The following is a 16,132-nucleotide window of genomic DNA, read 5'->3' as shown; positions in this document are numbered from 1 at the left end:
ACTGCTGGGATAGCAGCCAAGAGATGCAGCGGGAAGTCCTGCCACGGGATTGCGAAAGCGCCGGACTTCTATGTGACCGGCCGGTCAAGGATTGCCCGGCAACTCAAACGGCACATGTACTGCGGCTCCGCTCACCTCGGGTAGTGCCGCTTGGCCCCCTATGGATGAGGAAATTTCCCTATGCCCGAAAATCAGAACGACTCCGTCGAAACCGAAAACACCGTGACCGACGTCGAGATTACGCCCGCAGCGGAAGAAACCGCAGTCGAAGCCGAAGGAACCGCTCCGGCCGCTGAGGAAGCGCCGAAGGCTGAGGAAGCGCCGAAGGCTGAAGAAGCGCCTGCCGCCAAGGAAGCCCCGAAGGCCGAAAAGGCTGAAGAGTCCGACGAGGACGAAATCCGTTTCGCCGACCTCGGCATCGACGGCCGCGTCCTGGCCGCCCTGCAGGATGTTGGCTACGAGAAGCCCTCACCCATCCAGGCAGCAACCATCCCGCTGCTGCTTGAAGGCCGCGACGTCGTGGGCCTGGCCCAGACCGGTACCGGTAAGACTGCAGCATTCGCAGTACCGGCACTGTCCCGCCTGGCGGAGCTCCATGACCTCAACGGCCCGTCCCGCAAGACGCAGGCACTGGTCCTGGCCCCCACCCGTGAGCTGGCGCTCCAGGTTGCAGAGGCCTTCACCTCCTACGCCAAGCACATTGACGACTTCACGGTGCTCCCCGTTTACGGTGGTTCCGCCTACGGCCCGCAGCTCGCCGGCCTCCGCCGCGGTGCCCAGGTTGTTGTGGGTACCCCCGGCCGCGTGATCGACCACATCTCCAAGGGTTCCCTGGACCTGTCCGAACTCCAGTACCTGGTGCTGGATGAGGCTGACGAGATGCTGCGCATGGGCTTCGCCGAAGACGTGGAGCAGATCTTCCAGCAGACGCCGTCCGACCGCCAGGTGGCACTGTTCTCCGCCACCATGCCGGGCCAGATCCGCCGGATGTCCAAGCAGTACCTGAACAACCCTGCAGAGATCTCCGTCAAGTCCAAGACCACCACCGGCGCCAACACCCGCCAGCGGTACCTGCAGGTCATGGGCCCGCACAAGCTCGACGCCATGACCCGCATCCTTGAGGTTGAAGAGTTCGACGGCGTCATCGCCTTCGTGCGCACCAAGATGGCTACGGAGGACCTGGCTGACAAGCTGAAGTCCCGCGGCTTCCAGGCTGCCGCCATCAACGGTGACATCCCGCAGCAGCAGCGTGAGCGCACGGTTGACGCCCTCAAGGAAGGCCGCATCGACATCCTCGTGGCCACCGACGTCGCGGCCCGTGGCCTTGACGTGGAGCGCATCAGCCACGTCATCAACTACGACATCCCGCATGACACCGAGTCGTACGTGCACCGCATTGGCCGCACCGGCCGTGCAGGCCGTTCGGGTGACGCCATCCTGTTCATGACGCCGCGCGAGAAGTACCTGCTGCGTTCCATCGAGAAGGCAACCCGCCAGCCGGTTGAGCAGATGCACCTGCCCACGGCAGAGACCGTCAACACGCTGCGCCTTGGCAAGTTCGCCGAGCGCATCACCGAGACCCTGGCTTCCGAGGACGTCGCAGCATTCCGGGACCTCATCGCTTCCTACGAAGAAGAGCACAAGGTTCCCGCGTCGGAAATCGCAGCGGCCCTCGCCGTTATGGCACAGGGCGGCCAGCCGCTCCTGGTCAAGGAACTGCCTGCAGCTCCCGAGTTCCAGAAGCGCGAGCGCTCCAAGGACGGCTTCGGCTCCCGTGGCCCGACCCGCGCGCTGACCGAAGGCAACGCCACCTACCGGATCGCCGTCGGACGCCGCCAGCGCGTTATGCCGGGTTCCATCGTGGGTGCCATTGCCAATGAGGGTGGCATCTCGTCCTCGCAGATCGGCGGCATCGACATCCGCTCGGACCACTCCCTCGTGGAACTGCCGGCGGACCTGAGCCCCGAGCAGCTGCGCGCACTGTCCCGCACCCGGATCGGCGGCGAGCTGATCCACCTCGAGCTGGACAACGGCCGCAAGCCTTCCGGTGACCGTGGCAGCTACCAGGGCAGCCGTGGCGGCGACCGTGGTGGCGACCGTGGCGGCAACTTCAAGGGCAGCGGCGGCTTCAAGCGCGAATTCCGCAAGAACGACGGCGAGCGCTCCTCGGCTGACCGTGGCGGACGCTCCTACAGCGAACGTTCCGAGCGCAGCTTCGGAGGCGACAACCGCGGTGCCGGCGACTCCCGCTTCGGCGGTCACGGTGACGGCTCGCGCAAGCCCCGTGGCGGCAGCGAAGGCGGCCACCGCGACTTCAACCGCAAGGGCAAGTGGTAACAGCCTGATGTCGAAGTGATCTTCGGCACTGATGGACCGGCTTTCGAGCCGGGCCATCGGCGTTTAATGGCCCTGATTAGGCCCTGACGGGCCCTGTTTAACGGTGGATATAGCGGTAAAGACCGCGTTCCGGCGCAACGGTTGAGCCGCCGTCGGACCTGCCCTGATGCCGATTTGTTGGGGGCGGAATCATCGGGTAGAGTATTTACTCGTTGCCCCCCTAGCTCAGTGGTAGAGCGCGTTCTTGGTAAGAACGAGGTCACCGGATCGATTCCGGTGGGGGGCTCTGAATGGGAGCCTGTGTCAAGGCGGTTTTTGACCGGCTTGGCGCGGGTTTTTCTCATTCGTGGCGGTGTAGCTCAGTTGGTTAGAGCGCACGACTCATAATCGTGAGGTCGGGAGATCGAGCCTCCCCACCGCTACAGATAAGACCCCCGGAATCCGTCAAGGAATCCGGGGGTCTTTTGTGTTGGTGCGTGACAAGCTTCCCGATTCGCCGTAGCTTGGCGGCATCGGCGAATGGGGAATGCGCATGGACTTCTTTGAAACCATCATGTTTCCGTTCACGTGGCTTGTCTCGGCTGTCCTGGCAGCCTTCCACCAGGGCCTCACGGCGCTTGGCATGCCCGCGGCGGACGGCTGGACGTGGGCGCTGGCAATCTCCGGGCTGGTGCTCGTGATCCGGGCTGCACTGATTCCGGTGTTCGTCCGTCAGGTCAGGGCGCAGCGGCAGATGCGGCGGCTGCAGCCGGATCTGGTGAAGCTCCAGGAGAAGTACCGGGGCAACACGGACCCGCTCTCCCGCCAGGCAATGGTCCAGGAACAGATGGCGCTGTACAAGCAGCATGGCACCAATCCCTTCTCTGCCTGCCTGCCCCTGCTGATCCAGACCCCGTTCTTCTTCGCGCTGTTCCAGGTGCTCTCCGGCATCGGCGGCCGGGCCAGGGAGGGAGAGGGGCTGCGGGCCTTAACTCCAGAGCAGGCTGCGCAGTTCGAGCAATCCGGCATATTTGGGGCGCCCTTGACCGCGTCCCTGCTGGGCGGGGAAGGCGACCGGGCCGCCGTCGCCGTCCTGAGCATCCTGATGATCCTGGCGATGACGGCGGCGCAGTTCATCACGCAGAAGCAGATCATGGCCAGGAGCGGCCAGGAGGAGGCCCCGGACAACCCGCTGGTCCGGCAGCAGAAGGTGCTGCTCTATGCCCTGCCGGTGGTGTTCGGCGTGGGAGGCATCATCTTCCCCATCGGCGTGCTGATCTACTGGACCGTCACCAATATCTGGACCATGGTGCAGCAGTTCGTCGTCCTGCGGAAGGACCACGCCCACGAGGATAGCTAAAGCGCGCGTAGCTGAATCGTGTGACACGAGTCTCTTATCCCAGACTGCCTCGCTGAGAAGGCCATTGTCCCCGCCGCCGATCCCAAGTGTGATGGAGGGAGTTAATCAAGAGCCGTGTCCGATCATGAAGGCGGCGGAATTGTCAGGAGTTCAACCGATGGCCACCATCTCGCAGGCCCGGCGTACGGCTTCATCCCACATGTGGAAGCTTTTTGTCTACAGCGGAATCGGCGCCTTTATGTTTTTCGTCCCGGTCACCATCGCCGGCCGGGACACCATCATGCTGGATCACATTGTCACGTTCCTCCAGTCGAGCATCGGGCCCGTCCTGCCGTTCTACGCGCTGGCGGTGATCGTGGCCGGAGCCGTCTACCCCTTTGTCACGGGCACGTGGAAGAAGACCGTCGTCGACATGGTGTTTTCGCTGCTCAAAGTGGTGGGCATGGTTGTGGGCTTCATGATGGTCTTCCGGGTGGGTCCGGCCTGGCTGTTTGAGCCGGGCATGGGACCCTTCTTGTTCGAGAAGCTGGTCATCCCAGTTGGCCTGCTAGTCCCTATCGGTGCAGTGTTCCTGGCGCTGCTGGTCAGCTACGGCCTGCTGGAGTTCATCGGAGTGATGGTCCAGCGCGTGATGCGTCCCATCTGGCGCACTCCCGGACGTTCGGCGATCGACGCCGTCGCATCATTTGTTGGCAGCTACTCCCTTGGCCTACTGATCACCAACCGGGTCTACAAAGAGGGGAAGTACACGGCTCGGGAATCCGCCATCATCGCCACCGGGTTCTCAACGGTGTCCGCCACGTTTATGGTGATCGTGGCCAAGACGCTCGATCTTATGGGCCAGTGGACTGCCTATTTCTGGGTGACCTTCCTGGTGACGTTCGCCGTCACCGCCATCACGGTGCGCATCTGGCCGCTGAACAGCATCCCGGACGAATACCACCCGGATGCCACGCCCCAGCCGGAAGAAGATGTCCGTGGAAGCCGGCTGTCCGTGGCATGGCGGGAAGCCAAGGAAACCGTGGCAACTGCGCCTTCCCTGGCGGTCAACGTCTGGGTCAACGTCCGTGACGGCGTGCTCATGGCGATGGCGATCCTGCCCTCCATCCTTTCCATCGGCCTCCTGGGCCTGGTCCTCGCCACGTATACTCCGGTCTTCGACTGGCTCGGCTACGTCTTCTATCCCTTCACCTGGGCCCTCCAGCTTCCAGAGCCCATGCTGGTGGCCAAAGCGAGCGCCGTGGGTGTCGCCGAAATGTTCCTGCCTGCTCTCCTTGCCGCGGAAGCGGTCCCCCTGGTCAAGTTCGTAGTGGCAGTGGTCTCCGTATCCGGCATCATCTTCTTCTCAGCGCTGGTGCCCTGCATCATGGCAACAGATATCCCCCTCCCCGTCTGGAAAATGGTGGTCATCTGGTTCCAGCGGGTGGTTCTTACCCTGATCCTGGTGACTCCCATAGCGTTCCTGCTTTTCCCCGCCTAGGGGCAGAATGGGCCCATGACTCGTATCGCCATCATTGGCGGCCACGGCAAGGTGGCCCTGCAACTGTCCACGATCCTTACCAACCAAGGCCACAGCGTCACGTCGTTCATCCGCAACCCGGAACACAGTGCCGATGTCGCGGCAACCGGCGCAACGCCGTCGCCGCCATCCGCTCGATTGATGCGGCGGAGGAAGCCGGCGTGCCGCGCTACATCATGGTGTCCTACCTGGGCGCCGGCGAGGACCACGGAGTGCCCGCAGACCACGGTTTCTTCGCTTACGCCGAGGCCAAGGCCGCCGCAGACAAGCACCTCAGGGGCAGCCGCCTGGACTGGACAGTGCTGGGGCCGGGGGCGTTGACGGAAGAGCCGGCAAGCGGGCTCATCGAGGTCAATCCGCCGGCTGACGGCCGACCGGGCACCACCTCACGGGCCAATGTCGCCCTGGCGGCCGCTGCCGCGCTGGAGCTGCCTGGAACCCTCGGGCGGACCATTGAGTTCAGGGACGGCGGCACGGACATAGTGGAGGCCTTGGGAGCGCTGTAGCCAGGGCCGCGAGATTCAGGATGCATTGACGGAGGCGGGCTTCGGCAGCGATGCGGGGTAGAGGTCCAGCGCGTGTTCCTCTACGTAGTCCAGAGCGTGGCGTACAGCGCCGATGGAGACGATCCCGTCGCCAAGCGTCGACGCCTCGAGGCGTGGTGGCGTAAACGTGTACTTCGGCAGTTGCGCTTCTATGCTCGGCAGGAGAGCACGCGCCGAGCCGGCAACGGCGCCTGCGAACACCACGAGTTCCGGGTTGACCAGCGTACTGACTGACCCCACTACCCGTGCCATGCGGCTTGCTAACCGGTCCAGGATTCCGTTTGCCACGTCGTCGCCCGCTTCCGCCGCGGCAAAAACCATGTCCGCCTTCAGCTTTTCGGGATCCCCGCCACAGAGCCCGCTCAGCCGGGTGCTTGTGCCGGAGGCCAGGGCTTCCTGGGCCCAGAGTTTGGCGTAGTGGGCAATGCCGTAGGTGTCTCCAACGCCGTCGACGTTCTCCAGATATCCAAGTTCCCCAAAGCCGCCCAGTTGCCCGTGCAGCAGCCGGCCAGATTCCAATACTCCGGAGCCCAGGCGGTCTCCCGTGAGCATAACCACCAGGTTGTCGACTCCCTGTGCCGCTCCCTTCCAGCGCTCGGCGAGGGCGGCAAGGTTGGCGTCGTTTTCGAGTAGGACATGCCAGCCATGCCGCTCGGACACCAGCCGGCGGACGTCGAAGGACTTCCAGAATTCCTGGGCGGTAAGGACGTCTCCGTTTCGACTGACTGGCGCGGCGACTCCGACAGAGACGGCAAGAACTGAACCCGCCGCAATACCGGCCTGTTCCAGGGCCTCCGCAGCGATCCGGTCCAGGACGTCCGCGCGTTCGGTCGCGGCGACGTTGTAGGTCCGGAACGGGATGGTCACCTTGGATATTGCTGTTCCGGCCATATCCGCCACGATGGCGGTGATCTTATGCGCGCCAATGTCGATTCCGAGCACGCTTGCTGCTCGGTCATCAAAAACGAACCTGCGCGCCGGACGGCCTTTGACGTAATCCCCGGCTCCGCGCTGGTTCTCAAGCTCCTGCAGCCAGCCCAGCCGGACGAGTTCGTCGCAGATCGAGATGACGGTGGCGCGGGAGAGTCCTGTGGCGGACATGAGGTCGGTTCCCGTCACCACACCGGCGCCGCGCATCGCTTTCAGCATGGCGCTGGCGTTGACCCGGCGGACCAGTTGCGTGGACGGCGCAGTTTCTGACATTTTTTGGACCTCCCGTTTCAGGGCCGCCGAGGAAGCGGTTTTCTAAATTTAGTCTATAAATTTACGCCTCGTCATATTCCATGTGCGAGCTTGACCATGTGGCGCCCGTCACCACATACTAGCGATAGGTTATAAATTTACCTCCTATCTAAACTCGGCCGCTGGCTGTTTGACCGTTGCCGCAACACGCGGGCGCGGACCGGCATACGAAAGGACAAAGGTGTCTGTGAGACTGACACGCACAAAACGGGCAGCGGTGCTTGCTGTGGTACTGGCCCTGTTTTCCGGAGCGATCGCAGGATGCTCGGCGGACTCCGCTAAGGAAACGATCCGGTTCACCTTCAGTAAGCGCGAAGCCATTCCCTTCATGACCAAGCTCGTTGCTGAGTACAACGCATCCCAGGAGCGGACCAACGTTGTCCTGGACACCTCGGGAGTGGACGTTGTGTCCGCGAGCTTCGTCCGCGGCAATCCGCCGGACATCGCGCTGGCCAACTACAACATGGAAACCTCCCGGTTCGTCCAGCGTGGTGCCCTCAGCGACCTGGCCGGAACTGAAGCCGCCAGCCGGATTCGGGGTGACCTGAAGCCACTGATGGATCAGTACGGGTCCTATCCCGGCCGCACCAGCGCCCTGCCTTATTCGGTCATGGCGTCCTCTGTGATCTACAACAAGGAGATCTTCGCGGCCCACGGCATCGAAATTCCTACGACATGGAGTGAACTGATCGCCGCCTGCGAGGCACTCAAGGGCGCCGGCGTGACGCCCTTCTATGCCACATGGAAGGACGATTGGACGATCGGGCAGGGATGGTTCGATTATTCGGCAGGCGGCCAGCTGGACTCCATCAGCTTCTTCGAGAAACTCTCAGGACAAGGCGTTGACGTTGGCCCGGATTCCGAAGTCTCGTTCCAAAAGGATTTCCAGGAACCGGTCGGAAAGATGCTGGACCTCGCTAAGAACTACGTCAACAAAGACGCAGCGAGCCGGGGATACGGCGACGGCAACCTCGCGTTCGCGCAGGGCAACGCCGCCATGTACCTGCAGGGTCCCTGGGCCTTCAGCGAGATCGCCAAGACGGCCCCTGACCTTCAGCTCGGAACCTTTCCGTTGCCCATGACTGAGGATCCGGAGGACCTGCGGGTCAGGGTGAATGTGGACCTTGCGGCGTGGATCCCGGAGGCCTCCAAGCACAAGGAAGCGGCCCGCGATTTCCTTGAATACCTGTACCAGCCGGAAGTCATTGAGGCCTACAACGCGTCGCAGCTGGGGTTCATACCTACCAAAGATGCCGCCGGCGACCCGGATCCCCGGATCGAAGGGATGGTGAAGTACTACGACGACGGCAAGGTCTACCAAGGCCCCTCGGTGCTTGTGCCGCGCACCATCCCGATCTTCAACTACACGCAGGCCATGGTGTTCGGCGCCGACCCTGCGTCCACCCTCAAAACACTCGACGCGGACTGGGCGCGTCTGGCATTCCGCCAGTAAGAACAAGGGAGTCAGCAACATGTCCACCACTACATTGACCAGACCGGAGCGGGTCCGCGTTGCCCGTCCTGCCCGCCGCCGGGTCGATCCGATTTACTACTTTTTCCTGCTGCCCAGCCTTGTCCTGTTCACCCTGGCGATCACGGTTCCGGCGATCATTGGCATCTTCTTCAGCTTCACCGACTCCATCGGCATCGGCGACTGGACCTTCATAGGCTTCACAAACTATGTGGCCATCTTCAGCGACCCTGCCATCCTGCAGAGCTACCTGTTCACTTTCGGCTTTTCCACCGTCACGGTGCTGGTGGTCAACGCGATTGCATTCCTCCTGGCCGTGGGCCTGACCTCGCGCATCCGGATGAAGGCAGCGCTGCGCACCGTCTTCGTCATTCCTATGGTGATTTCCGGCATCATCATCGCCTACGTATTCAACTTCCTCTTCTCCAACTCGCTGCCATCCGCCGGCGCCGCGGCCGGCCTGCCGTGGCTGGAGACAAGCCTGCTCGCCAATCCTGACCTTGCCTGGATCGCCATTGTTGCCGTGACGGCTTGGCAGGCTGTTCCAGGCGCCCTGCTTATTTATATTGCCGGTCTCGTCTCGATACCTTCGGATGTCTATGAAGCGGCCGAAATCGACGGTGCCGGCAAGTGGCAGCAGCTGTTGAAGATCACGGCGCCACTCATGGCCGGATACGTGGTCATCAACATCATCCTCGGATTCAAGGGGTTCCTGAACGCCTACGACATCATCGTGGGACTCACCAATGGCGGCCCCGGAACGTCCACGCGCAGCATCGCGATGACAGTCATTGCCGGCTTCAATGGCGGCGACTACGCGTACCAGATGGCCAACGCCACGATCTTCTTTATCGTTGCCATCGTGATTTCCCTTGTACAGCTTTCGGTGACCCGCGGACGGAGCACACTCTAATGGCTAATCAATCCAAGATGGAGCGGGTCAACTGGTCCGGCACCACGATCCTGGTCCTGTGCGCAGTCACCGTGCTGCTGCCGCTGTATGTCACGCTCTCCATGGCCTTCAAAAGCCAGGAACAGGCGGTTGATGGCAACGCCTTTTCCTTCCCTGCTCCGTTCAGCCTGGACGGATTCGTCCAGGCCTGGACCTTGACCAACTTCCCCGTCGGCGCCGCGATGTCGATGCTCGTGACGGCGGGGACGGTAATCGCCACGATCGTCCTTGCTGCCTTCGCTTCCTACGCGATTGTGCGCAACTGGGAGAGGCGGCTGTTCCGGTATTCGTTCTTCTACCTCCTCGGAGCGATGTTCATTCCGTTCCCGGTGGTCGCTCTGCCGCAGATCCAGCTGACGGGGCGCCTCGGTCTGGACAACCCGATGGGCGTCATCCTGCTGGCCACTATGTTCCAGTTGAGCTTCAGCGTGCTGCTGTTCACTGCCTTCCTGCGCTCGATTCCCTTGGAACTAGAGGAGAGCGCGCGTATTGACGGGGCCACGACCTGGCAGACATTCTGGAAGCTGATCTTCCCCCTGCTGGCTCCAATGAGCGCGACAGTTGGTATCTTCGCGTTCCTGTACGCCTGGAATGACTTCATGATGCCCTCGCTGATCATCTCCGACCCCGCCCTGCAGACCCTTCCGGTCCGGCAGAACCTTTTCCAGACGCAGTTCAGCAACAACTACCACGTCTCCTTCGCGTCCTACTTGATGGCCATGGCGCCGGCGATCGTTGCCTACCTGTTCACGCAGCGCTGGGTCATGGAAGGCGTTACGCAGGGAGCCGTCAAAGGCTGAGTTTCCCATCATCTTGAACCTACCAACACCAAGAAAAGGATCATCCCTTGTCCACCACCGCCACCCAGGCAACCCTGTCCGACTCAACCCTCTCCGCCGATCCGAACTGGTGGCGCCAGGCCGCTGTCTACCAGATTTATCCCCGCAGCTTCGCTGATTCGAACGGCGACGGAATCGGCAACCTGAAGGGCATCACCGCGAAGGTGCCGTACCTGAAAACGCTGGGCGTCGACGCGGTCTGGCTGAGTCCGTTCTATCCCTCGGCCCTGGCGGACGGCGGCTATGACGTGGACGATTACCGGAACGTGGACCCGAAAATCGGCACCCTTGGGGACTTCGACGAAATGGCGGAGGCCCTTCACGGTGCGGGCATCAAGCTGATCGTGGACATCGTCCCCAACCATTCCTCCAACCGGCATGAGTGGTTCCAGGAAGCGCTGGCAAGCCCCAGGGGCTCGGCTGCCCGGGACCGCTACATCTTCCGCGACGGCCTGGGGGAGAACGGTGAGCTGCCGCCGTCGGACTGGGATTCAGTGTTCGGCGGGCCGGCCTGGGAACGGATCACCGAGCCGGACGGTACGCCCGGCCAGTGGTACATGCACATCTTCGCCAAGGAGCAGCCGGACTTTAACTGGGACAACCAGGAGGTCCGCGACGACTTCCTGACGACGCTGCGCTTCTGGTCGGACCGCGGCGTGGACGGATTCCGGATTGACGTTGCCCATGCCCTGACCAAGAACCTGGAAGGGACACTGCCCACCAAGGCGGACCTTGAGGCGCGCAGCCACGGAACTGACGGCTTCGTGGACGGCTCGCACCCCTTTTGGGACCGGGACGAGGTCCACGAGATCTATGCTGAATGGCGGAAAGTCTTCAACGAGTACAACCCGCCCCGCACCGCCGTCGCCGAGGCCTGGGTCCACGCGGACCGGCGCGCCCGTTACGCAAGCCCGGAGGGTCTGGGCCAGGCGTTCAACTTCGACCTCCTTCAGGCCGACTTCGACCCAACCCAGTTCCGCAGGATCATCACCAAAAACCTTGCGGAGGCCGCAGCATCCGGCGCGTCCTCCACCTGGGTCTTCTCCAACCACGACGTCGTCAGGCATGCCACGCGCTACGGTCTCCCGGCCGCGGCGGAGGCTGAGGACGGTGAGCTGATGGCGGGCAAGGCCGGCAAGCAGTGGCTGCTGGACGGAGGCAGGCAGGAGGATGTCGACGTCGAACTGGGCCTGCGGCGTGCCCGCGCTGCGACGCTGCTGATGCTGGCCCTCCCCGGCTCCGCATACCTGTACCAGGGCGAAGAACTGGGCCTGCAGGAGGTGGGCAGCGAAATTCCGGACTCAGCCCGCCAGGACCCTGCCTTCTTCCGCAACAAGGGCGTGGATGTGGGCCGGGACGGATGCCGGGTGCCCCTGCCCTGGAAGACCGGCGGGCCGTCCTTCGGCTTTGGCGACGGCGGTGCGCACCTGCCGCAGCCTGAATGGTTCAGCAAGTACGCAGTTGAAGCGCAGGACGGTGTGGAAGGCTCCACGCTGGAGCTCTACCGGGCCGCGCTGAAGCTTCGCCGCAGGCTCCAGACTGATGAAACGCTGGAATGGCTGGAGACGGGCAACCCTGACGTGGTGCAGTTCCGCCGGCCCGGTGGCTGGCACACGGTCACCAACTTTGGAACCGGACCTGTGGCACTGCCGGAGGGGTCCGTCGTCGTAAGCAGTTCCGCGCTTGAGGACGGCAAGCTGCCCGGCGCCACCACCGCCTGGCTTGTGGTTTCCTAAGCGCAGACGGAAACCCAACTGAGTCGCATTTGTTGCCCTTTAGAGTGCTGGGAAGGGCAACAAATGCGACTCAGTTTGGGACAAGGGGCCGTGCCAAGGCAACACACTCGTGCTACTTAGAGCGCAGCGACCACCGAATACGTGGATGAGTCGCCCTGGATGGCCTGGCTCGCCTTGCCGTCGATGCCCACCGGGATGTCTCCGGCGATCGTGACGCGGTTGAGCTTGCGCGGCTGGCCGTCGTAGTTGTCTGGAGCGTAGTGCTGTGTGATGCGGTTATCGAACAAGACCAGCTGGTTCGGCTCCCAATTCACGCGCACCACATTCTCCGGACGGGTCACGTAGGCCTGCAGCAGGCGCAGGATGTCCCGGGATTCGGTGTTGGACAAGCCCACAATCCGCAGCCTCTGTGCGAACCCGCCAATGAACAGCCCGCGCTCGCCAGTCAGTGGATGCACCCGAACTACGGGGTGGGCAGTTTCGAACTTGAGCCGGGTGAACTCCTTGCGGCGTTCCTCGGCGTTTTCGTGTTCCAGATTCTTGGGCACGGAGTAGTCGTAGTCATTGGTGTGGATTGCCCAGAGAGTGTCAGCGAAATTCCGCAGTTCATCGGGCAGGTCAGTGTAGGCGGCGGCCGAGGACGCGATGAGGGTTTCGCCGCCATAGGACGGCAGGTCAATGCTTCGCAGGGTGGAGGCCTGCGGAGGATTCACCACGAACGTGACATCGGTGTGCCAGGTGTTGGCTGAACCGTTTTCGCTGTCCACCGGGAGCACATTTGCCTCACCTTCCACGGAGGCCACCGTGGGATGGGCTTTGGTGAGGGGACCGAAGTGGCTGGCGAACTTCACCTGGGCCTCATCGCTGGAGATGTTCGCCTCGCGGAACACCAGGGCCTTGTGCTCGTTCAGGGCCGCGCGAATCTGGGAGACGGTGTGGGCGCTGAGGTCCCCGCTGAGGTCAAACCCCCGGATTTCGGCGCCGATACGCGCCCCGAGCTTGGCGAATTCGAGCTTGGTTTCGGTAATGACGGTCATGGTTCTTTCCTTTTCTGTAGTGGTGGTGCTGCGTGGTGCGGGTGGAAAATTTCAGGCGCCGACGGCGGTACGCCAGCGGGAGAAGTGCCGCTCCAGGGCGACGAGCAGGAAGTTCACGGCCAGTCCCAGCAGGGAGACCGTGAGGATGCCGGCGTACATGTCCGGGATGAGGAAACTGCTTTGGGCGTTGATGATCAGATAGCCCAGACCGGCCTTCGCACCCACCATCTCGGCAGCGATCAGGACCAGGATGGAGGCCGTCCCGGCCATCCGGATTCCCGTGAAGATGGTGGGAACCGCGGAGGGCAGGATCACCTTCTGGAAGAGCCGGAAGCTGTTCAGGCCCAGGGACTTGGCCGCCCGGATGAGGAGCGGGTCCACCGTCTTCACTCCGGCAATGGTGTTCAGCAGCACGGGGAAGAACGCTGCATACGCCACAATGGTCACCTTGGATTCCTCGCCAATGCCCAGCAGCAGCGTGAACACCGGGAGCAGCGCCAGCGCGGCCGTATTGCGGAACAGTTCCAGCAGCGGGTTCAGCACGGAATTGAGCCGGCCGTACCAGGCGATCAACAGTCCAAGGGACACACCGGACACCAGCGCGATCCCGAAGCCGGCCACAGAGCGGGCGAGGCTCGCGGCAAGGTGGCCCTGGAGGGAACCGCTCTCCAGTAATCTGGCCCCAGCCAGCAGGACTTCGTGCAGCGGCGGCAGGAACACCCGGGTGGAAGGAGCCGCCAGGTAGAGCGGCCCCAGCTCCCAGAGTGCCAGGAAGGCAAGGACCCCGGTGGCTTTCCACAGCCAGGACGCGGCACCGACGGCAGCTGAACGGATGGCTGCCTGGGCTGCTGCCCCGGATTTCGCGGGCACCGGGGGAGTGGATTGTCCGACGGCGGAACCCGCCTCAGTGGTTTCGGAACCCGCCGCACGGGCCGGCGTTGTGATGGTTGCGCTCATCAGGCGGCACTCCTTCCGTGGGTGGGCTGCGTTTCCCGGGTAATCGGTTCGTCCGGCGCGGTGCCATCCGGCCGGATCTTGCGGTGCCCGGCATCCCGGGCCAGGAGGACTTCGTTATGGAGCAGCTCCCACACCTTGTGCCGTTGTTCCACGAAGACCGGCGTGGAGCGGATGTCCTCACCGTCGTCGCGGTCCGGGATGTCCACCTCCACGATGGCCTTCAGCCGCCCGGGCCGGGCACTCAGCACAGCAACCCGCTGGCCCAGGTAGACGGCCTCATCGATGCCGTGGGTGATGAACACGATCGTCTTTCGGGTGGCCCGCCAGATGCGCAGAAGCTCCTCCTGGAGCTGTTCGCGGGTTTGGGCGTCCAGGGCGGCGAAGGGCTCGTCCATCAGCAGTACGTCCGGCTCGTAGGCCAGGCTCCGGGCAATCGCGACGCGTTGCTTCATGCCGCCGGACAGTTCGTGCGGGAAGCGGTCCTCGAAACCGGCCAGGCCCACCAGCGCGAGGTACTCGCTGGCCTTGGCTGCGCGCTCGCGGCTGTTCAATTTCCGGCCGTCAGGCCCCTTGCCTTCCAGTCCGATGGAAACATTGGCGGAGGCGGTGCGCCACGGGAAGAGGGCGTATTGCTGGAACACCACGGCGCGGTCCTTGCCAGGGCCCGTCACCGGCCGGCCGTCCACCAATACCTCGCCGGAGGTGGGCGTGGACAGGCCGGCCAGGAGGTCCAGCAAGGTGGTCTTGCCGGAGCCGCTGGGCCCCACGAGGGTGAGGAATTCGCCGTCGCGCACGTCCAGGCTGAGGGAATCGACGGCGGTCAAAGTGGTTGTGGCGTTTGCGCTTCCCGAGGCGCCCGGCCGGACGGTGAATTCCTTGCTGACGTTGCGCAGGCTGATCTTGGCGGTCATGGCCGTGCCTTTCCGGCGAGCTCATTGAACTCATTGGTGTAGTAGTTGGCGGGTGTGAGGTCTTTGGTGACGATTCCGGAGCTCGTCAGCCACTCCGCCCAGCGGGTGAAGTCCTCGTCCTTGATCGCCCCGGCATCCGGGACGCCTGCGCTCTTCCAGTACTGCAGGGCCTCGGTGCTTTCGTTGCGCCCCCGCTCCTTGACGATCCTGGTGAAGCGGGCAATGACTTCCTCGCGGGGGGTCTTGCCTGCCCAGTCGATGGCTTTGGCAACGCCGGTGGCGAACGTCCGGGTGGTGTTCGGATTCCTGGCGATGAAGTCATTACTCAGCACGTAGGGCCCGCCGGCGAAGGTGCCGAAGAATTCCGTGTCGCTGAAGACAGACCGGAGGCCACCGGCTGCAAGGGCCTTGTCCTGCAGTACTCCTCCCAGCGATCCGGCGTCCACCTGGCCACGCCGGATGGCTTCCTCGGTGTCGTTTGGCGGCAGCGGAACCAGCTGTACCTGCTTTGCTTCGTCGGCGCTCAGTCCGCTTTTCCGCAGGTAGGTGCTGATCACGGCGTCGGCATGGGCGCCCAGGGTATTCACGGCGATCTTCTTGCCGATGAAGTCCCTGGCGGACCGGATGCTGCTGTCTTCCTTGACGTAGAAGCCGTTGAAGGTCTCCTCGTCCTGGCCGTAGTAGTTCACCACCGCCTTCACCGGTGCGCCCGCCTCAATCAGCTTGACCACGGCCCCGGCGAACGCGCCGCCGAAGTCGGTTTGCCCGGTTGCCGCGGACTGGATGTCCTGCGGTCCGCTGGTGGTATTGCCCACCCATTTGAGCTTCACGTCGCCCAGGTAGCCGAGGTCCTCCGCAAGTTCGGGCAGGGTGACCGTGTTGGCCCAGCCCTGGTAGCGGAGCTCCTTAACCTCGCTTCCTTGGCTTCCACCGGCGCCGGCTTCAGCGTCACCGCCGCAGCCACTCACCGTCAGCGCAAGTACGACGGCGGCTGCGGCGCTCAACAGGGGCTGGTGCAGTTTCATGGGGGCTACTTTCGGTGCGGGATCATGTCGGTCGTTTGGCCCTGGACCGCTGGAGCGGAGGGCCGGTGGGAACGATGTAAACGCATCCGGCAGTGGCTTGGGAAGTCAGCGGTTAACCCTTGGAAACTGCGGGAAATCAAAGGAAACCGGACGCAATGATGCGCAACGCGGAGCCTTCCCGGGCAACAAAAAACGGCGGTTTCCCACCTGCAAGAGGTGGGA

11 protein-coding genes, 2 tRNA genes and 2 pseudogenes are annotated in these 16,132 nt (G+C 63.3%); 10 read left to right on the top strand and 5 right to left on the bottom strand.

The window, feature by feature from the left end:
• Window positions 1-180: 180 nt before the first annotated feature.
• From ACPJW8_RS14085 to ACPJW8_RS14060, 6 genes and pseudogenes are all read left to right on the top strand, one after another.
• Window positions 181-2,337, top strand: coding sequence for a DEAD/DEAH box helicase (locus ACPJW8_RS14085; protein WP_330187376.1), 2,157 nt, complete (start codon window positions 181-183; stop codon window positions 2,335-2,337).
• A 214-nt stretch (window positions 2,338-2,551) separates the two neighbouring features.
• Window positions 2,552-2,623, top strand: a tRNA-Thr gene (locus ACPJW8_RS14080).
• A 62-nt stretch (window positions 2,624-2,685) separates the two neighbouring features.
• Window positions 2,686-2,759, top strand: a tRNA-Met gene (locus ACPJW8_RS14075).
• Between the two features lie 110 nt (window positions 2,760-2,869).
• Window positions 2,870-3,652 (top strand): annotated as a pseudogene (gene yidC, locus ACPJW8_RS14070) (membrane protein insertase YidC); the annotation flags it as partial.
• Between the two features lie 181 nt (window positions 3,653-3,833).
• On the top strand, window positions 3,834-5,156 hold the full coding sequence (locus ACPJW8_RS14065; RefSeq protein ID WP_330187377.1) for a YjiH family protein: 1,323 nt from the start codon (window positions 3,834-3,836) through the stop codon (window positions 5,154-5,156).
• Between the two features lie 15 nt (window positions 5,157-5,171).
• Window positions 5,172-5,701 (top strand): annotated as a pseudogene (locus ACPJW8_RS14060) (NAD(P)-binding oxidoreductase).
• Window positions 5,702-5,716: 15 nt separating this feature from the next.
• Here ACPJW8_RS14060 and ACPJW8_RS14055 read toward each other — a convergent pair.
• Window positions 5,717-6,943, bottom strand: a complete 1,227-nt coding sequence (locus tag ACPJW8_RS14055) for an ROK family protein (protein WP_330187378.1) — start codon at window positions 6,941-6,943, stop codon at window positions 5,717-5,719.
• A gap of 220 nt (window positions 6,944-7,163) precedes the next feature.
• On the opposite strand from ACPJW8_RS14055, the gene ACPJW8_RS14050 reads away from it, so the two are divergent.
• From ACPJW8_RS14050 to ACPJW8_RS14035, 4 genes are read left to right on the top strand one after another with little or no spacing between them, the layout of a single operon-like run.
• Window positions 7,164-8,435 carry an ABC transporter substrate-binding protein gene (locus ACPJW8_RS14050; RefSeq protein WP_330187379.1) on the top strand — a complete coding sequence of 424 codons (1,272 nt, stop codon included), beginning with the start codon at window positions 7,164-7,166 and terminating at the stop codon, window positions 8,433-8,435.
• 19 nt (window positions 8,436-8,454) lie between these two features.
• On the top strand, window positions 8,455-9,366 hold the full coding sequence (locus ACPJW8_RS14045; RefSeq protein ID WP_330187380.1) for a sugar ABC transporter permease: 912 nt from the start codon (window positions 8,455-8,457) through the stop codon (window positions 9,364-9,366).
• The gene (locus ACPJW8_RS14040; RefSeq protein ID WP_330187381.1) at window positions 9,366-10,205 is read left to right on the top strand and encodes a carbohydrate ABC transporter permease; all 840 of its coding nucleotides are present in this window, start codon (window positions 9,366-9,368) and stop codon (window positions 10,203-10,205) included. Before ACPJW8_RS14045 ends, ACPJW8_RS14040 begins: the two co-directional genes overlap by 1 nt.
• 47 nt (window positions 10,206-10,252) lie before the next feature.
• Window positions 10,253-11,980 (top strand): glycoside hydrolase family 13 protein, encoded by a 1,728-nt coding sequence (locus tag ACPJW8_RS14035; protein ID WP_330187382.1) that lies wholly within the window; start codon window positions 10,253-10,255, stop codon window positions 11,978-11,980.
• A 116-nt stretch (window positions 11,981-12,096) separates the two neighbouring features.
• Here ACPJW8_RS14035 and ACPJW8_RS14030 read toward each other — a convergent pair whose 3' ends face one another.
• From ACPJW8_RS14030 to ACPJW8_RS14015, 4 genes are read right to left on the bottom strand one after another with little or no spacing between them, the layout of a single operon-like run.
• The gene (locus tag ACPJW8_RS14030) at window positions 12,097-13,017 is read right to left on the bottom strand and encodes a TauD/TfdA family dioxygenase (RefSeq protein WP_330187383.1); all 921 of its coding nucleotides are present in this window, start codon (window positions 13,015-13,017) and stop codon (window positions 12,097-12,099) included.
• Between the two features lie 51 nt (window positions 13,018-13,068).
• Window positions 13,069-13,974 (bottom strand): ABC transporter permease, encoded by a 906-nt coding sequence (locus ACPJW8_RS14025; RefSeq protein WP_330187384.1) that lies wholly within the window; start codon window positions 13,972-13,974, stop codon window positions 13,069-13,071.
• Window positions 13,974-14,885, bottom strand: a complete 912-nt coding sequence (locus ACPJW8_RS14020) for an ABC transporter ATP-binding protein (RefSeq protein ID WP_330187385.1) — start codon at window positions 14,883-14,885, stop codon at window positions 13,974-13,976. The genes ACPJW8_RS14025 and ACPJW8_RS14020 overlap by 1 nt, the downstream gene beginning before the upstream one ends.
• Window positions 14,882-15,910 (bottom strand): ABC transporter substrate-binding protein, encoded by a 1,029-nt coding sequence (locus ACPJW8_RS14015; RefSeq protein WP_330187386.1) that lies wholly within the window; start codon window positions 15,908-15,910, stop codon window positions 14,882-14,884. Before ACPJW8_RS14015 ends, ACPJW8_RS14020 begins: the two co-directional genes overlap by 4 nt.
• Window positions 15,911-16,132 lie beyond the last annotated feature (222 nt).

Source organism: Pseudarthrobacter sp. J47 (genome assembly GCF_049810315.1).
Lineage (GTDB): Bacteria > Actinomycetota > Actinomycetes > Actinomycetales > Micrococcaceae > Arthrobacter.
The sequence above is the reverse complement of the archived record's forward strand: the minus strand, read 5'-3'. Positions and strand labels throughout refer to the sequence as shown.

Excerpts from the sequence above, each read along its gene's own strand:
- ACPJW8_RS14085 (WP_330187376.1), top strand. The coding sequence starts at position 181 with ATGCCCGAAAATCAGAACGACTCCGTCGAAACCGAAAACACCGTGACC.
- ACPJW8_RS14065 (WP_330187377.1), top strand. The coding sequence starts at position 3,834 with ATGGCCACCATCTCGCAGGCCCGGCGTACGGCTTCATCCCACATGTGG.
- ACPJW8_RS14055 (WP_330187378.1), bottom strand. The coding sequence starts at position 6,943 with ATGTCAGAAACTGCGCCGTCCACGCAACTGGTCCGCCGGGTCAACGCC.
- ACPJW8_RS14045 (WP_330187380.1), top strand. The coding sequence starts at position 8,455 with ATGTCCACCACTACATTGACCAGACCGGAGCGGGTCCGCGTTGCCCGT.
- ACPJW8_RS14040 (WP_330187381.1), top strand. The coding sequence starts at position 9,366 with ATGGCTAATCAATCCAAGATGGAGCGGGTCAACTGGTCCGGCACCACG.
- ACPJW8_RS14030 (WP_330187383.1), bottom strand. The coding sequence starts at position 13,017 with ATGACCGTCATTACCGAAACCAAGCTCGAATTCGCCAAGCTCGGGGCG.
- ACPJW8_RS14025 (WP_330187384.1), bottom strand. The coding sequence starts at position 13,974 with ATGAGCGCAACCATCACAACGCCGGCCCGTGCGGCGGGTTCCGAAACC.
- ACPJW8_RS14020 (WP_330187385.1), bottom strand. The coding sequence starts at position 14,885 with ATGACCGCCAAGATCAGCCTGCGCAACGTCAGCAAGGAATTCACCGTC.
- ACPJW8_RS14015 (WP_330187386.1), bottom strand. The coding sequence starts at position 15,910 with ATGAAACTGCACCAGCCCCTGTTGAGCGCCGCAGCCGCCGTCGTACTT.